This window comes from Xenorhabdus yunnanensis (assembly GCF_028598805.1).
Classification (GTDB): Bacteria; Pseudomonadota; Gammaproteobacteria; order Enterobacterales; family Enterobacteriaceae; genus Xenorhabdus; species Xenorhabdus yunnanensis.
The window spans coordinates 1-16291 of record NZ_JAQRFI010000061.1; the positions used below are offsets into that span (position 1 = coordinate 1).

15 protein-coding genes are annotated in these 16291 nt (G+C 42.2%); 10 read left to right on the forward strand and 5 right to left on the reverse strand.

Annotation, left to right across the window (positions count from 1 at the left end; translation table 11 throughout):
- A partial coding sequence (locus tag PSI23_RS18130) for an IS1 family transposase (RefSeq protein WP_273556402.1) occupies window positions 1–129 on the forward strand: 129 nt, incomplete at its 5' end.
- 812 nt (window positions 130–941) lie between these two features.
- On the opposite strand, the gene PSI23_RS18135 is transcribed toward PSI23_RS18130, so the two are convergent.
- The 3 genes from PSI23_RS18135 to argE all read right to left on the reverse strand — a co-directional run bounded on the left by PSI23_RS18135 (window position 942) and on the right by argE (window position 3630).
- Window positions 942–1544, reverse strand: coding sequence for an FMN-dependent NADH-azoreductase (locus PSI23_RS18135; RefSeq protein ID WP_273556389.1), 603 nt, complete (start codon window positions 1542–1544; stop codon window positions 942–944).
- Between the two features lie 116 nt (window positions 1545–1660).
- Entirely contained in the window at window positions 1661–2146 is a 486-nt protein-coding gene (locus tag PSI23_RS18140) for a DMT family transporter (protein WP_273556390.1), read from the reverse strand.
- Between the two features lie 326 nt (window positions 2147–2472).
- Window positions 2473–3630: an acetylornithine deacetylase gene (argE, locus tag PSI23_RS18145; RefSeq protein ID WP_273556391.1), complete on the reverse strand. Its 1158-nt coding sequence runs from the start codon at window positions 3628–3630 to the stop codon at window positions 2473–2475.
- Window positions 3631–3760: 130 nt separating this feature from the next.
- Between argE and argC the strand changes: the two genes are divergently transcribed.
- The 5 genes from argC to oxyR all read left to right on the forward strand — a co-directional run bounded on the left by argC (window position 3761) and on the right by oxyR (window position 9427).
- Window positions 3761–4765, forward strand: coding sequence for an N-acetyl-gamma-glutamyl-phosphate reductase (argC, locus tag PSI23_RS18150; RefSeq protein WP_273556392.1), 1005 nt, complete (start codon window positions 3761–3763; stop codon window positions 4763–4765).
- 98 nt (window positions 4766–4863) lie between these two features.
- Complete coding sequence (gene argB / locus PSI23_RS18155) at window positions 4864–5637, forward strand: acetylglutamate kinase (protein ID WP_273556393.1); 774 nt, start codon at window positions 4864–4866, stop codon at window positions 5635–5637.
- A 67-nt stretch (window positions 5638–5704) separates the two neighbouring features.
- Complete coding sequence (locus tag PSI23_RS18160; RefSeq protein WP_273556394.1) at window positions 5705–6949, forward strand: argininosuccinate synthase; 1245 nt, start codon at window positions 5705–5707, stop codon at window positions 6947–6949.
- Window positions 6950–7036: 87 nt separating this feature from the next.
- On the forward strand, window positions 7037–8410 hold the full coding sequence (gene argH / locus PSI23_RS18165; protein WP_273556395.1) for an argininosuccinate lyase: 1374 nt from the start codon (window positions 7037–7039) through the stop codon (window positions 8408–8410).
- Between the two features lie 99 nt (window positions 8411–8509).
- The gene (gene oxyR, locus PSI23_RS18170) at window positions 8510–9427 is read left to right on the forward strand and encodes a DNA-binding transcriptional regulator OxyR (RefSeq protein ID WP_273556396.1); all 918 of its coding nucleotides are present in this window, start codon (window positions 8510–8512) and stop codon (window positions 9425–9427) included.
- Here oxyR and sthA read toward each other — a convergent pair.
- Window positions 9419–10816 (reverse strand): Si-specific NAD(P)(+) transhydrogenase, encoded by a 1398-nt coding sequence (sthA, locus tag PSI23_RS18175; protein WP_273556397.1) that lies wholly within the window; start codon window positions 10814–10816, stop codon window positions 9419–9421. The two genes, oxyR and sthA, sit on opposite strands and share 9 nt — an antisense overlap.
- A 207-nt stretch (window positions 10817–11023) precedes the next feature.
- On the opposite strand from sthA, the gene fabR reads away from it, so the two are divergent.
- Window positions 11024–11686, forward strand: coding sequence for an HTH-type transcriptional repressor FabR (gene fabR, locus PSI23_RS18180; RefSeq protein WP_273556398.1), 663 nt, complete (start codon window positions 11024–11026; stop codon window positions 11684–11686).
- A gap of 21 nt (window positions 11687–11707) precedes the next feature.
- Complete coding sequence (locus tag PSI23_RS18185; protein ID WP_273556399.1) at window positions 11708–12085, forward strand: YijD family membrane protein; 378 nt, start codon at window positions 11708–11710, stop codon at window positions 12083–12085.
- Between the two features lie 114 nt (window positions 12086–12199).
- Here PSI23_RS18185 and trmA read toward each other — a convergent pair whose 3' ends face one another.
- Window positions 12200–13303 carry a tRNA (uridine(54)-C5)-methyltransferase TrmA gene (gene trmA / locus PSI23_RS18190; protein ID WP_273556403.1) on the reverse strand — a complete coding sequence of 368 codons (1104 nt, stop codon included), beginning with the start codon at window positions 13301–13303 and terminating at the stop codon, window positions 12200–12202.
- A gap of 188 nt (window positions 13304–13491) precedes the next feature.
- Here trmA and btuB point away from each other — a divergent pair, with 188 nt between their 5' ends.
- Both btuB and murI read left to right on the forward strand, forming a co-directional pair.
- Window positions 13492–15321, forward strand: coding sequence for a TonB-dependent vitamin B12 receptor BtuB (btuB, locus tag PSI23_RS18195; protein ID WP_273556400.1), 1830 nt, complete (start codon window positions 13492–13494; stop codon window positions 15319–15321).
- Window positions 15266–16147 carry a glutamate racemase gene (gene murI / locus PSI23_RS18200; RefSeq protein ID WP_273556401.1) on the forward strand — a complete coding sequence of 294 codons (882 nt, stop codon included), beginning with the start codon at window positions 15266–15268 and terminating at the stop codon, window positions 16145–16147. Before btuB ends, murI begins: the two co-directional genes overlap by 56 nt.
- The last annotated feature ends 144 nt before the right edge of the window (window positions 16148–16291 follow it).

Consider the following 16291-nt stretch of genomic DNA (forward strand, 5'->3'; position numbering starts at 1 on the left):
GAAAGAAACAATTTAACGCATCGAACCCGGATAAAAAGACTGAATCGAAAAACGATAGGGTATTCTAAATCAGAGGAAATGCACGATAAAGTGATTGGTACTTTCATTGAGGGTGAGAACTATTTTTAATAAGAGATCTAACTATTTAATACATAACCAGATTCATAGGTTAAAAAAAACGCTACAGTAAAAAGTAGCGTTAAGTGTAACAAATGATACTCAGGTGATTGTGAAAGATCTTTAATGCTATTACACAATTTTTATATTAGTTATCATGAAGTTGATAGTAATATCAGTATCTTCGATATAGCAATAATCGCATTTAATCTCAATTTTATTGAAGGGCAGTGATTTCAGAATCCCGTATATTCAAATTCGGCTTTTTAGATCGAAACGTATAATCAATTAATCCTGATTTCACTACCAGTAAAAATCCGAGTAGGTTACAGCGCTTCAAGTGTTCTATCTGAGAAATGTTTTGAGCTAGTCAACAACCGTTTCTATTAAAAAAACATCTTTTAACACTAAATTATCCTAGAGTGATAGGGCACTTGTTTTTTTATGTTGTTACGGATACGGATTATACTGAATGCCTCCCTTTCAACTGCAAGTTCATCACATAATGCTCTGTGAGATATAACCTTTATCTCCATGTAAATTTCTCTACTAAACTTTTTGTTTTTTTAATCGCTTGGTGTGCGCCCATATGTATTCTGATGTCAGATTAATGTTCAAAAGTTCACTGTAATCATTGAGAATCAGATGAAGTTTAAAACCAATCTATTCCGATTTTCCTTTAAATACTCGATAGCGGGAAATACGGAGATTGTGGTAACGGTAACTTTAGTTTACCCAATAAAAATTATTTTTGTTTTTAATTTAAAAATTTGAAATATTTTTCAATGGAATAAATCTATTTATAGTTATTTTCTAAATAGAAATTAAGAAAACATTTCATCCATTATGTTACGAGCATTATTTTGAGATTGAATAGCTGATTCAGCTCCTAGAGATAATCCTTCCGAAAAAATAAATTCAATATTACTAATGCCAATAAAATTCAAAATTAGATTCATGTATGGAGTCAATAAATCAGACGGACTGTCTTTATAGATACCACCACGAGTAGTTAATATAATGGCTTTTTTACCCTTTATTAACCCTTGCGAACCAGATTCAGTATATTGAAATGTAATACCTGCACGAATAATTAAGTCAAAATAATTTTTTAATTGAGTTGGAATATTAAAATTGTACATAGGCGCTGCTATAACAATCGTATCATGATTTTTAATTTCTAAAATTAGACTGTTAGATAGATTTAGTGCTTCTCTTTGTCGTTCCGTTAACTTAATATCAGCTGTGCCTAATGCATTTACTAATTCATTATCAAGAACAGGAACTGGATTTTTAGTTAAATCTCGAATGGTAACTTCATTTTCCGGGGTGTTATTCAACCATTTTTTGATGAAATAATCTACCATTTTATTACTATGAGAATATTGTTCTAGAATGCTAGATTTTATAATAAGTGCCTTACCCATTTTTCAAGTACCTTATATAATAATATGATGATGTTACTATTTTAGTAATTAAATCTATAATGGTAACTATATAAATTAAAAATCAATAATATCAATTTTATGATGATGAATTATTTTTAATTGTTATTGGAGGATATAGTGAAATATTGAACTACTAGAACACCAGTAAAAATTAACACTACTCCTAAAATTTTCCCTAAATTAGCTCCTTTAATAGGCAATCCCATTAATCCAAAATGATCAACCAATACAGATGTAATAATTTGGCCAGCTATCACACATATAATGAAGTTAGTTGCTCCTAGTTGTGGAGTTAGAATTAGGGCTGCAGTAATGTATATTACTCCAGCAATACCACCAAACCAAGACCATATAGGCAAATTTACGGCTTGAGCAATTTGTGGCATTGGTACTCTTATTGTTAGCAAAACAGGAATAACTGCTAATAAACTTACTAAAAGTGATACTACTGTTCCCCATAATGGATGCCCTAAACTGCGTCCTAATGCAGCGTTAGCACCAGCTTGAAGTGGTACTACAGCTCCAGCAAAAATTGCTCCGCATGCCAAAATAGCGGTTGATATTGAAATAGGGGATATCATCGATATTACCTCAAGTTAATTTTAATTCATGTTTTTGGTGTTTAACTATTTTCCTTAGTCAAGTATTGCTTTCTAAAATTTTATGATACTTGATATGTTTTGTGTTGCTTGAATGAAAGATGCATCCATTGGATGTGTAACAATGTTCTGATAGGTGGTAATTCTGAAGCATTAATGAAAAGAATTGAAATCATTTTTTTAGTGTAAAATTATTCATTATTTGAATAATTGATTGTAGCTATACCATCTAAATTCGGTACAAAACTTGAATACCTTAAGATAGTAAAAAACCCCGATGCATCCACCGAGGTTATATGTATTGAACGTCAGTCCGCATTCAAACAAAAATGCTCCACCAGCTGTGAAAGCAGTTTCCTTGTGGGTTCAATAAACGCCATATCCAAAAATTCATCGGGTTGATGCGCTTGTTCAATCGAGCCCGGCCCCAAGACCAATGTTGGGCACAATTCCTGAATAAAAGGTGCTTCCGTACAGTAATTGACGGTATCCGCTTTCGTTCCCAAGAGTTTTTCAATTACGCCAACCAGTTTGTGATCTGTTGGGCATTCATAACCCGGAATCGGGGGATGAAGTTCAGTCACGTTCAGTCGCCCAGGCCAGCGCTGTTTTACGGGTTCCAGTGCGTCATTCAGCAATCCATTCAAATCCTGTAAGGTCAATCCGGGAAGCGGGCGGATATCCATATGCAATTCGCAGCAGGCGCAAATGCGGTTTGCGGCATCGCCGCCGTGAATATGACCGAAATTCATGGTTGGGTAAGGAATGACGAAAGCCGGATTGTGATAGCGCTCTTGTAAGGTGTTGCGCAGCGCTATCAGCTGGGTTATGGATTCGTGCATCAGATCAATGGCATTGACGCCTCGAGCCGGATCGCTGGAATGCCCTGACTTTCCTTCAATGCGGATCGCTTGAGCCATATGCCCTTTATGGGCGCGGATTGGCTGTAATGATGTGGGTTCGCCAATGATCGCAAAATCAGGCTGAATATTGGTATTAGCAGCAAAGTAACGTGCACCAGCCATTGATGTTTCTTCGTCAGCGGTAGCCAGAATATAAAGGGGATGAGAGAGTTTACTGACATCAATATCCCGCAGCGCATCAACAATAAAGGCAAAAAAGCCTTTCATGTCAGCGGTCCCAAGCCCATATAACTTGCCATCGCGTTCAGTCAGTGTGAATGGATCTTGTGTCCAGCGCCCCGCATCAAAAGGAACGGTATCTGTATGACCGCATAGCAATAAACCGCCCGAACCACTGCCCAATGTTGCCAGCAGATTGAATTTGCCCCGGGTTTCGGGGACGGGTTGAATTTCAATGGAAAATCCAACCTCTTTTAGCCATTCAGCCAGCAGATTGATAACAACTTCATTGCTTTGATCTAGCTCAGCATCGATTGCGCTGATAGAAGGAGCCGCAATGAGCTGATGATATAATTTAATAAAAGACGGTAATTTAATATTCACTGTTGACAGCCCTTACTCATAATAGTATCAATATTCATGCAAATTAATTGCATATAAATTCAATAAGCTGATTAAATTAATACTATTGGATTAATACTATTGGGTTAATACTATAAGGTGAATAAATCCCATGTTGAATACGCTGATAGTTGGTGCCAGTGGTTATACCGGAGCTGAGTTAGCAGCATATCTGCAACGTCATCCCCATGTCTATCTCTCCGGCTTGATGGTTTCTTCTCAAAGTTTAGATGCGGGGAAATGTTTTTCAGAACTTCATCCACAATATAAGGGTATTCTTGATTTGCCCTTACAGCCGCTGACTGATGTGACTGAGGCAGCGAAGGGGATTGATGTGGTCTTCCTCGCCACTGCTCATGAAGTCAGCCATGACATTGCGCCAGTATTTCTGGAAGCGGGCTGTATTGTGTTTGATTTATCTGGTGCCTATCGCGTACAAAATACACAGTTTTATGAAAAATACTATGGTTTTCAACATAAAAATTCTGAGTGGCTGGAGCAAGCAGTGTATGGACTGGCAGAATGGCAAGCAGAGAAAATCAAGCAAGCACAATTGATAGCAGTGCCCGGCTGTTACCCTACCGTTTCCCAACTTTCCTTGAAGCCGTTGCTTGAACAAAATTTATTAGATACAGAACATTGGCCTGTTATTAATGCTGTTAGTGGTGTCAGTGGCGCTGGACGGAAAGCATCGCTCACAAATAGTTTTTGTGAAGTCAGTTTGCAGCCTTATGGGATTTTTAACCATCGTCATCAACCTGAAATTGCCACATATTTAGGGACTGAGGTGATTTTTACCCCTCATTTGGGCAATTTCTCACGCGGTATTCTTGCCACAATTACCTGTAAATTGAAATCAGGTGTGACAGAAGTTCAAATTAGAGAAGCTTATCAGCAGGCATATCATGACAAGCCGTTGGTACGTTTATACAGTGACGGGGTTCCAGCGTTGAAAGCGGTTGTTGGTTCGCCCTTCTGCGATATTGGCTTTGCTGTTCAGGGGCAGCACCTGATCATCGTTGGTGCTGAGGATAATTTGTTGAAAGGTGCAGCGGCCCAAGCAGTACAGTGCATGAACATTCGTTTTGGCTATGAAGAAATTGAGGCATTGCTTTAATTTTTAATGACTGAATTTTTTAATGATTGAATTTCCAATAACTGAATTCTGAAAATTAAGATTCCCACAGATTTTAATATCGACAGAGGATAAATCCGATGGAGCCGTTAGTTATCAAGTTGGGTGGTGTGTTGTTAGACAGTGAAGAAGCACTGGAACGGTTATTTACCACATTACAGTTATACCGAAAAACACATAAACGTCCGCTGGTTATTGTACACGGTGGTGGCTGTCTGGTTGATGGGTTGATGCAGCAATTGCAGATGCCGATTGTGAAAAAACAAGGCTTGCGGGTCACGCCAGAAGATCAAATCGACATCATTACGGGAACGTTAGCCGGAACGGCCAATAAAAAATTGCTGGCATGGGCAATAAAGTATCGTTTGCCTGCCATCGGATTATGTTTGGGGGATGGGGAGATGGTTAAGGTTTCCCAACTTGATGAAGAATTTGGTCATACAGGGAAGGCTCAGTCAGGAAAATCCGATCTCCTGAAAATTTTGCTGGATGTGGGCTATATGCCGATTATCAGTTCAATTGGTATCACTGAGCAGGGTGAACTGATGAATGTGAATGCAGATCAAGCCGCTACTGCCATTGCACAAGTGCTGAATGCGGACTTGATCTTGTTGTCCGATGTCAGCGGTATTCTGGATGGGAAAGGACAAAAAATCCCAGAGGTCACGGCAGAGAAGATTGAGCAGCTTATCGATCAAGGCATTATCACCGATGGCATGATCGTGAAAGTGAAAGCAGCGCTGGCGGCGGCAAAAACACTTGGCCAACCAGTGGATATCGCGTGTTGGCGGCATGCGGATCAGTTGATCGCGTTATTTAATGGTATACCCATTGGTACACGAATTTTGGGTTGATTGATTTTGGGTTGATTGAGAGCACGGCCTCTTGGCTGAGATAAATACAATTAAAAAGGTTATCCCTATGACTATTAGTTCCATAACTACAAATACTTCTATAACTACAAACATTAAAAAAATCGTTTTGGCATATTCAGGTGGTTTGGATACATCCGCTATTATTCCGTGGTTGAAAGAACATTACGGTAACTGTGATGTGATTGCGTTTGTCGCTGACGTCGGTCAAAGTCGTGAGGATTTGGAAGGCGTGGAACAGAAAGCATTGAGTTCTGGTGCTTCCGAATGCCATGTCGTCGATCTGCGTGAAGAATTTATCAAAGAATATGTTTATCCCGTACTGAAAACTGGCGCTCTATATGAAGGAAGTTATCTGCTTGGTACGTCAATGGCTCGTCCAATTATTGCCAAGGCACAGGTTGAACTGGCACTAAAAGTGGGGGCGGATGCCGTCGCTCACGGCGCAACAGGTAAAGGTAATGATCAGGTTAGGTTCGAAAGTACTTATACCGCGTTGGCACCGCATCTGAAGGTTGTTGCTCCATGGCGGGAATGGGATCTGCGCTCTCGTGAAGCGCTGCTGGATTATTTGAAAGTTCGTGATATTCCGACAACCGCAACGCTGGAAAAAATCTATAGCCGTGATGAAAACGCATGGCACATTTCAACCGAAGGTGGGGTTTTGGAAAGCACATGGAATGCTGCCAATAAAGATTGTTGGGCATGGACTGTTGATCCAGAAGAAGCACCTAATGAAGCGGAATTTATCACGGTGACGGTTGAAAGTGGCGAGGTGGTTGGTGTGAATGGTCAGGCGCTTTCACCGTATCAATGCCTTAATGAGTTAAACGGTTTGGGAGCCAAGCATGGCATTGGTCGGATCGATATCGTGGAAAACCGTCTGGTAGGCATGAAATCCCGTGGTTGTTATGAAACGCCGGGGGGAACCATCATGATGGAAGCGTTGCGTGGCATTGAGCAATTGGTTTTGGATCGCGATAGCTTCAAGTGGCGCCAACAATTGGGGCTGGAAATGTCCTATGTTGTTTATGATGGTCGCTGGTTTACGCCATTACGTCAATCAATTCAAGCGGCTGTAGAAGTTTTAGCGGCTGGCGTCAGCGGTGAAGTTGTCCTGAAACTTTATAAAGGTCAAGTCACGGTGGTGCAGAAAAAATCGGTCAATAGCCTCTATTCTGAAGAGTTTGCCACTTTTGGCGAGGATGAAGTTTACGATCATAGCCATGCAGAAGGGTTTATTCGTCTCTATTCGCTTTCTTCACGCATTCGGGCACTGAACGACAAAAAATAATTTTTTGGCAATCAACTCTCGGCAGTTAATTCAACTATTGGCAATAAATATATTGCCAATAAATAGATAGAAAACAGGAACGATATTATGGCACTTTGGGGCGGGCGTTTCAGTCAGGAAGCCGATCAGCGGTTCAAGCAATTTAATGATTCACTGCATTTTGATTACCGTTTGGCGGAGCAGGATATTGTTGGCTCGGTTGCGTGGTCAAAAGCATTGGTTACGGTGGGAGTATTAACTTCCGAAGAGCAGCAAAAGCTGGAGCTGGCCTTAAATGAGCTACTGGATGAAGTGCGTACTAACCCCAAAGCTATCCTGCAAAGTGATGCGGAAGATATTCACAGTTGGGTAGAAGGGCAACTGATCACGAAAGTGGGGGATTTGGGTAAGAAACTCCATACGGGACGCAGCCGTAACGATCAGGTTGCGACTGACCTGAAATTATGGTGCAAAGACCAGATCTCCCACATTCTGCAAGCATTGGTCGAGTTGCAACAAGCGTTGGTGTTCACTGCTGAAAATAATCAAGATGCGGTAATGCCGGGTTATACCCATTTGCAGCGGGCGCAACCAGTCACTTTTGCCCATTGGTGTCTGGCCTATGTGGAAATGCTCAGTCGTGATAAAAGCCGTTTGCAAGATGCGCTAAAACGGTTGGATGTCAGTCCGTTGGGATGTGGGGCGCTGGCAGGAACAGCTTATGATATTGATCGTGAGCAGCTGGCTTCATGGCTGGGTTTTTCTTCCGCGACATGCAATAGTCTGGATAGCGTTTCTGATCGTGATCATGTCTTGGAGCTGCTGTCAGATGCGAGCATTAGTATGATCCATCTTTCGCGTTTTGCTGAAGATCTGATTTTCTTTAATAGCGGAGAAGCCGGATTTGTTGAGTTGTCGGATCGGGTAACTTCTGGCTCTTCCTTGATGCCACAAAAGAAAAACCCTGATGCATTGGAACTTATCCGTGGCAAATGTGGGCGAGTTCAGGGGGCATTAACAGGGATTATGATGACTTTGAAAGGGCTGCCTCTCGCTTACAATAAAGATATGCAGGAAGATAAGGAAGGCTTGTTTGATGCACTGGATACTTGGTTGGATTGCCTGCATATGGCGATACTGGTGTTGGATGGCATTGAAGTAAAACGTTCCCGTTGTGAGGAAGCAGCAAAACAAGGATATGCCAATGCGACTGAATTGGCTGATTATCTGGTGGCAAAAGGTGTTCCGTTCCGTGAGGCACATCACATTGTTGGTGAAGTCGTTGTTGTGGCAATCGACAAAGGCAAGGCGTTGGAAGAGCTTTCCCTGCTTGAATTGCAAAAATTCAGTCACGTTATTTCTGTGGATGTTTATGATGTTTTATCGCTGCAATCCTGTCTGGACAAACGTCTGGCAAAAGGTGGTGTAGCGCAAAAACAAGTAAAGCAAGCGATTGCTCAGGCAAAGCAGCGATTTAGGTAAAAACACCAATAATCACAAGCAGTTGATAGTTTTTTCACCTCATGGATATAATGATTTATTGATCAATACTTTCATTGATATCAAATGCTGAGGTTGGGAATGAATATCCGCGATCTGGAATACCTTGTAGCACTTGCTGAATACCGGCATTTTCGCCGGGCAGCTGATTCTTGTCATGTCAGCCAACCGACACTGAGCGGACAAATCCGCAAGCTGGAAGATGAGCTTGGCGTGATGCTGCTGGAACGCACTAGCCGCAAGGTATTATTTACCCAACAGGGTATGTTGCTAGTTGAACAGGCCAAAACTGTATTGAGAGAAGTAAAAATTTTGCAGGAAATGGCCTCCCTTCAAGGTGAAAGTATGTCCGGGCCGTTGCATATTGGTCTTATCCCAACAATCGGCCCCTATCTTCTACCTATTATCATCCCTGAGCTGCATAAATTATTCCCCAAATTGGAAATGTACCTGCATGAGGCACAAACTCAAAACTTGTTGGCACAACTCGATAGTGGAAAGCTTGATTGCGTCATCTTGGCGTTGGTGAAAGAAACTGAAGCATTTATCGAAGTGCCGCTGTTTGAAGAACCCATGAAACTGGCGGTGTATGAAGAGCATAAATGGGCAGGGCGAGATAAAGTTAAGATGAGTGAGCTATCCGGTGAGAAATTATTGATGCTGGAAGATGGACACTGTTTGCGTGATCAGGCGATGGGGTTCTGTTTTCAAGCGGGAGCCAAAGAAGATACTCATTTTAGGGCGACTAGCCTAGAAACGCTGCGTAATATGGTGGCAGCGGGCAGTGGAATTACATTATTACCAGATTTGTCGGTTCCGAATGAGAGACGCCGTGATGGGGTTTGTTATCTGGAATGTTATGAACCGGAACCCGAGCGATCCGTCATATTGGTTTATCGTCCCGGCTCACCTCTGCGTGGTCGCTATGAGCAATTGGCAGAGGCGATTCGGATTAAAATGAGCAATTATTTTGAAGTACTCGGAAAAATATCAAAATAATCGGTTTAGCCCATTGAGTGCTGCAACACGGTAGGCTTCTGCCATTGTTGGATAATTGAAGGTAGTATTAACGAAATATTCGATAGTATTACCTTCACCTTTTTGCTCCATGATGGCTTGGCCAATATGAATGATCTCTGCGGCACGCTCGCCAAAACAGTGGATACCTAAAATCTGTTTTGTTTCACGATGGAATAAGATCTTAATACTGCCAACGTTCATGCCGGCAATTTGCGCTCTTGCCAGATGTTTGAATTGAGCGCGTCCTACCTCATAAGGGATTTTCATTGCGGTTAATTGCTGCTCGGTTTTGCCAACTGAGCTGATTTCAGGAATGGTATAAATTCCTGTTGGGATATCTTCCACCAGATACAGACTAGCATCGCCTGTCGTAATTGCTTTTGCAGCAATCCGCCCTTGATCATAGGCTGCAGAAGCCAAGCTTGGATAGCCAATAACATCACCCACTGCGTAGATGTTTTCATTGCTGGTCTGGTAGACGCGATTGACTTTCAGTAAGCCTCGGCTATCTGTTTCCAGTCCGACATTTTCTAAACCTAGCGTGTCTGTATTACCTGTTCTGCCATTGGCATACAGCAAGCAATCCGCTTTGACTTTCTTGCCGGATTTAAGGTGAACAATGACACCATCATCAAAACCTTCAATCTTTTCATATTCTTCGTTGTGGCGGATGACTGTGCCACTATTCCAGAAATGGTAGGAGAGGGCATCAGACATTTCTTGATCAAGAAAGGACAGAAGATGATCACGGGTATTGATTAAATCCACCTTAACACCCAATCCCCGGAAAATAGAGGCATACTCACAACCAATCACTCCGGCGCCATAAATAATCACGTGGCGTGGTTCGTGATCCAGTTGCAGAATGGTATCGCTGTTATAAATACGGGAATGGGTGAAGTCGACATCAGGCGGGCAGTAAGGACGGGAACCCGTGGCAATGATTATTTTATCTGCACTTAAGGTATCAACACTATCATCGGCATAGCGAACACTTACCTGATGTTCATCGATGAAAGTGGCTTCTCCTGCAAACATTCGGCAACGGTTGCGTTCATAAAACCCTTGGCGCATTTTGGTTTGCTGGTTAATAACGACTTCAGCATGGCGCAGAATTTCTGAAAACGAGGAGCGAAGAATGCGAGAGTTATCACTGTAGAGGGGATTTTGATTAAATTCAATAATACGGCTGACGGCATGGCGGAGAGCTTTCGACGGTATTGTACCCCAATGAGTACAGCCACCGCCGACATTATTGTAACGTTCTATAACAGCAACGTTTTTGCCTTGTTTCACCAACCCCATTGCTGCTCCTTCCCCTCCGGGACCAGAGCCAATCACAATGGCATCAAAATGAGTATGTTGCATAGAGGAAAGACCTGTTTTTACACAAAATAACAACTCTATCTTAACATTACTTAATGTAATAACCCAATGACCATACGGTTTTTATCTCACTGTTTAGAAATAAAACAGGAAAATATCGAATAATATCTTTAAGAGAACAATCACAGCAAACCTAACAGAATCTGTTATATTTGCCTGATTACAGAGTCGAGATAGATCAGGATTGTTGTGAGTAACGTAACCGGAGTAAGAGCAAAACAGAAAGAAAAAACCCGTCGCTCCCTGATTGAAGCGGCATTCAGCCAACTCAGTGCTGAACGCAGTTTTACAAGCCTGAGTCTACGAGAAGTGGCTCGGGAAGCTGGTATTGCACCGACTTCTTTTTATCGACATTTTAGGGACGTGGATGAATTGGGGCTGACGATGGTGGATGAAAGTGGTCTGATGCTGCGTCAGTTAATGCGTCAGGCACGTCAGCGTATTGCAAAAGGTGGCAGTGTCATCCGTACTTCTGTTTCAACGTTTATGGAGTTCATCGGCAACAATCCCAACGCGTTCCGGCTGTTGCTGCGCGAACGCTCCGGCACATCAGCTGAATTTCGTGCGGCTGTAGCACGAGAAATCCAACATTTTATCGCCGAATTGGCAGACTATCTTGAGCAAGCCAGTCATATGCCGCGTCATTTTACTGAAATACAAGCCGAGGCGATGGTGACAATCGTATTCAGTGCAGGTGCAGAAGCATTGGATATTGATGAAGAAAAAAGGCATCGTCTCGAAGAGCGTTTGGTTTTACAACTTCGTATGATTTCCAAAGGCGCTTACTATTGGTATCGTCGCGAGCAAGAAAAAAACACTGTCCCTAAAGCGATCCCTAAAACCTTTGAATAATAATGAAAGGAGAATAATACGATGGAACAATACCGCCAAGATAAAAGCACTATGTTGCTGGCTCTTATCGTTGGAATGGCAACACACGGAACTTTCTCAGCATTTTTTAATTCATTTGTACCTTTTTCTATTTTCCCTATTATTGCATTGGCTCTTTCTCTGTATTGTCTCCATCAACGTTATTTGAATTATCCAATGGCAGAAGGATTGCCAAAACTGGCCATGGGATGCTTCTTCTTAGGTATGTTCATGTACAGCGCATTTATTCGGATGGAATATCCAGAAATTGGTTCTAATTTCCTGCCTGTCGTTATTAGTACTGCCTTGGTGTTTTGGATCTATCTAAAGATGAAAGGGCGCAAGCAGCAAGCAAAGCTGATGTCAGAAAGTCAAAGCTGATCGTTTTTATCAAACGACTTTTATCAAGAACGATTTATATCGAGAACAGCTTAGTAACAACGCCACAAACCTTAGCTCTGTGGCGTTTTTGTTTTTAAGCCCGTTTACTGATGATTATGTTCTTTTTTCCAGTAGTACACCGCATTCCATATGATGGGTATAAGGGAATTGATCAAAGAGAGCCAGTTTGCTGACTTTATGGGTTTGTGTCAGTGTTTCCAGATTTTGGCAGAGCGTTTCTGGATTGCAGGAAATATAAAGAATGCGGGGATACGCTTGAACCATTTTGACCGTTTCTTCATCTAGCCCACTGCGTGGCGGGTCAACAAAAATGGTTTCGCACTGATAACTGCTTAAATCGATTCCTTGCAGGCGATTGAACTCGCGCTCTCCATTCATCGCTTGTGTAAATTCTTCCGCTGACATGCGGATAATCTGCACATTATCAATCTGGTTCGCTGTGATATTAAATTGTGCGGCTGCAACCGAAGGTTTAGCAATTTCTGTCGCCAGTACCCGATCAAAGTTTCGAGCCAGTGCCAGAGAGAAATTGCCATTACCACAATATAGTTCAAGCAGGTCACCCTTGGAATTTTGGGTACAATCAATCGCCCATTCCAACATATGAATATTGATACTGGCATTCGGCTGTGTGAAGCTGTTTTCAACTTGACGGTAAATCATGGTCTTACCTGCAACAGGCAACTCTTCATCTATATAGTCATGGTCAAGCATGATCTTGGTCTTTGAAGCACGACCAATAAGCTGAATATCAAAGCCTGCTGCTATTAGTTGAGCACGCAGAGTGGTTGCATGTTCACGCCATTCATCACCCAGTTTTTTGTGATAAAGCAGGGAAACAATGATTTTGTTGCTGCGGGTGGAAAGGTAATCCACCTGAAACAGTTTGTGACGTAATACTGAGTTTTCTTTTACGCCAGCAATGATGGCTTGCATCATTTTATTGATTAGCTGATTGGCAACTGGAAATTGATCAATACGGATACGCTGTTTGGTCTGCTGATCAAACATAATGTGGTAGAGGTCATCTTCCTCATGCCAGATACGGAATTCTGCTCGCATTCTGTAATGTGATGCAGGGGAACGGAAAACTTCAGGCTCAGGTGCGCTAAAGGGGGTCATCATTCCTTTTAGACGATGGGCCTTCTCCATCAATTGATTTTCATAATCTTCCGTTGGCAAGACATTCTGCATTATCTGGTTCTCGTATGGTCGCGTTAAGAAAAATTTCCGAGCGGCATTGTAGGTGAAGTGCAAAGGATGTCCAGTTTTCTGGTTTATCAGCTTCTTTTTTGAGGGAGCGGTATTCTGGACACGCTAAGGTCTTCCATCGTAGCATGATTTTTATATAGCTAGGCACCACACACATTCTCATCAAAAATCTTATGAAAAATAAAAAACATATTATTTTATCTGTGGCGGTATTTTCTGGCTGGAGCCATTTTGTAGTTGCTGATAATCAAGAGCCGCTGGTGGTTACCGCCAATCGTTTTAAACAGCCGATTTCTTCAGTTTTGGCTCCAATGACAGTAGTGACACGTGAGGATATAGATCGCTGGCAATCCAATAATCTGGTTGACGTCTTGCGACGCTTACCTAGTGTTGATATTGCGCAGAATGGTGGAATTGGACAGAACTCTTCTTTATTTGTTCGTGGTACAAATTCAAGCCATACGTTGGTGCTGGTGGATGGAATTCGTTTGAATCAGGCAGGTATTACCGGAGCTGCCGATTTTAGCCAAATCCCGATTTCAATGATGCAAAGAATAGAATATATACGTGGAGCACGTTCTGCCGTATATGGTTCTGATGCGATTGGTGGAGTAATCAATATCATCACAAAGCGAGCACAACAGGGAACAACACTGAATGCAGGATTCGGCTCGAACGGATACCAAAACTATAATGGTTCGACACAGCAAAAACTCGGTGAGAATACTTTATTAACTACAGCCGCAGGTTATAACTATACCAAAGGGTTTGATGTGATAGTTGATGGCAAAACAGGGGGATATCGTCAGCCAGATCGTGATGGTTTTATGAGTAAAATGCTGTGGTTGGAAATAGATCATAAAATAAATGAGCAAATTAGTGGGTTTGCTCGAGCCTATGGCTTTAATAATCGGACAGCTTATGATTCATGGAGTATCGGCGAAGCGGATACTCGCGAACTATTCAGTCGTACCTATGATGCTGGTATTCAATTTAATCAAGGCATTTATTCTTCTCAATTCATTGCTAGCTACAGCCATGTGAAAGATCACAATTATACTCCTGAGTATGGACGTTATGGCAAGAGTTCCAGTCTGAGCGATTCGAAACAATACAATGTCCAATGGGGAAATACGTGGCAGGTTGGTTATGGTGCAATCAGCAGTGGGATTGATTGGAAAAGAGAATCGGTTGCCGCAGGTTCCAATGACATTCCCGTACAAAAAGAAGTTGATAACACGGGGCTATATTTAACTGCACAGCAAAAGGTTCAGGATGTCATTTTAGAAGGCGCTGTGCGTTCAGATCATCATTCTGAATATGAATGGAATACTACGGGGCAAATTGGTGTCGGCTGGGAGTTTATTGATGGTTATCGCTTTATCTCTTCGTATGGAACAGCATTCAAGGCCCCTACTCTAAGTCAGCTTTATAGCAAGTGGGGAAATGAAAATCTGGCATCAGAAAAAAGCAAGCAATGGGAAATCGGAATTGAAGGGTTGAGTGGGCCACTTAATTGGCGTTTATCTGCTTATCGTAACGATATTGAGCAATTGATAAATTTTGCCAATGACCGTTATGAAAACATTGGTAAGGCAAAAATAAACGGTGCCGAATGGACGGGAACAATGGACACCGGCATATTTCAGCATCAGCTTACATTGCAGTACGTTGACCCACGTGATGGCGATAATAAACAGTTAGCTCGCAGAGCTAAGCAGCAAGTTAAATACCAATTAGATTGGGAAGCCTTTAATGTCGATTGGGGAGTAACCTATCAGTACATTGGTCGGCGTTATGACCAAGACCATAGTACATATCCTCCGAAGGCAGTGAAACTAGGCGGCGTGAATTTATGGGATATCAACGCCTCATACTCAATCACTGACCATCTCACAATTCGTGCTAGAATAGCTAATGTGTTTGATAAGAATTATGAGACAGCCTATGGCTATCGCACCTCTGGAAGAGAATACTACCTCACTGGCAGCTACAATTTCTGATTTGTACAAGACCTCTGATTTAAACAAAACCGCCCGCCCAACGATTCTGGTTTTTGATTCCGGAGTGGGTGGTTTATCTGTCTATCAAGAGATTCGGAAACTCTTACCGGATCTCCACTATATATATGCTTTCGATAATGAAGCATTCCCTTATGGCGAGAAAACAGCGGAAGTGATTATAGAAAGGGTCGTTCAGGTTATTGATGCGATTCAGAAAAAACACCCGTTGTCGGTTGTCGTTATTGCTTGCAATACTGCCAGTACAGTCAGCTTGCCCGCCTTGCGTGAACGTTTTTCTTTCCTTGTTGTTGGTGCTGTGCCGGCGATCAAACCTGCTGCGAAGCTAACTTGTAATCGTGTTGTAGGATTATTGGCGACACGCGCTACAGTGAATCGTGACTATACCAGAGAGTTAATAGCAAGGTTCGCTACGAATTGTCAGATGTATTCAATCGGCTCTGCTGAATTGGTCGAGTTAGCTGAGCGAAAATTACATGGCAAGGATGTTCCACTAGAAGAATTAGAGAAGATACTGAAACCGTGGCTGAAAATGAAAGAGCCACCGGATACTGTCATTTTGGGTTGTACTCACTTTCCCCTGATAGCAGAAGAACTTTCACAAATTTTACCAAATGGAACAAGATTAATTGATTCGGGGGCTGCAATTGCCCGTAGAACTGCATGGTTGATTAAAAATCGGGAAGATTTGTTTTTAACAACAGCGGATAACTTGGCATATTGCACTAAAATAGAGCCGGCAAGCGAAGTTCTGCGCCCTGTTTTACGTGAATTAGGCTTCCTATCGCTGGAAAAACTAGCAGATTAAGCGCAATTTGCTGAAATAATCATCGGTTGGTATTTTTTTTCAAAAAAACTCTTGCCAGCCGCGGAAAACTCCCTATAATGCGCCACCACTGACCGACGCTGAGCTGAGACACGCCGCGGCGGGCAGCGAAGAAAAGCGAAAATA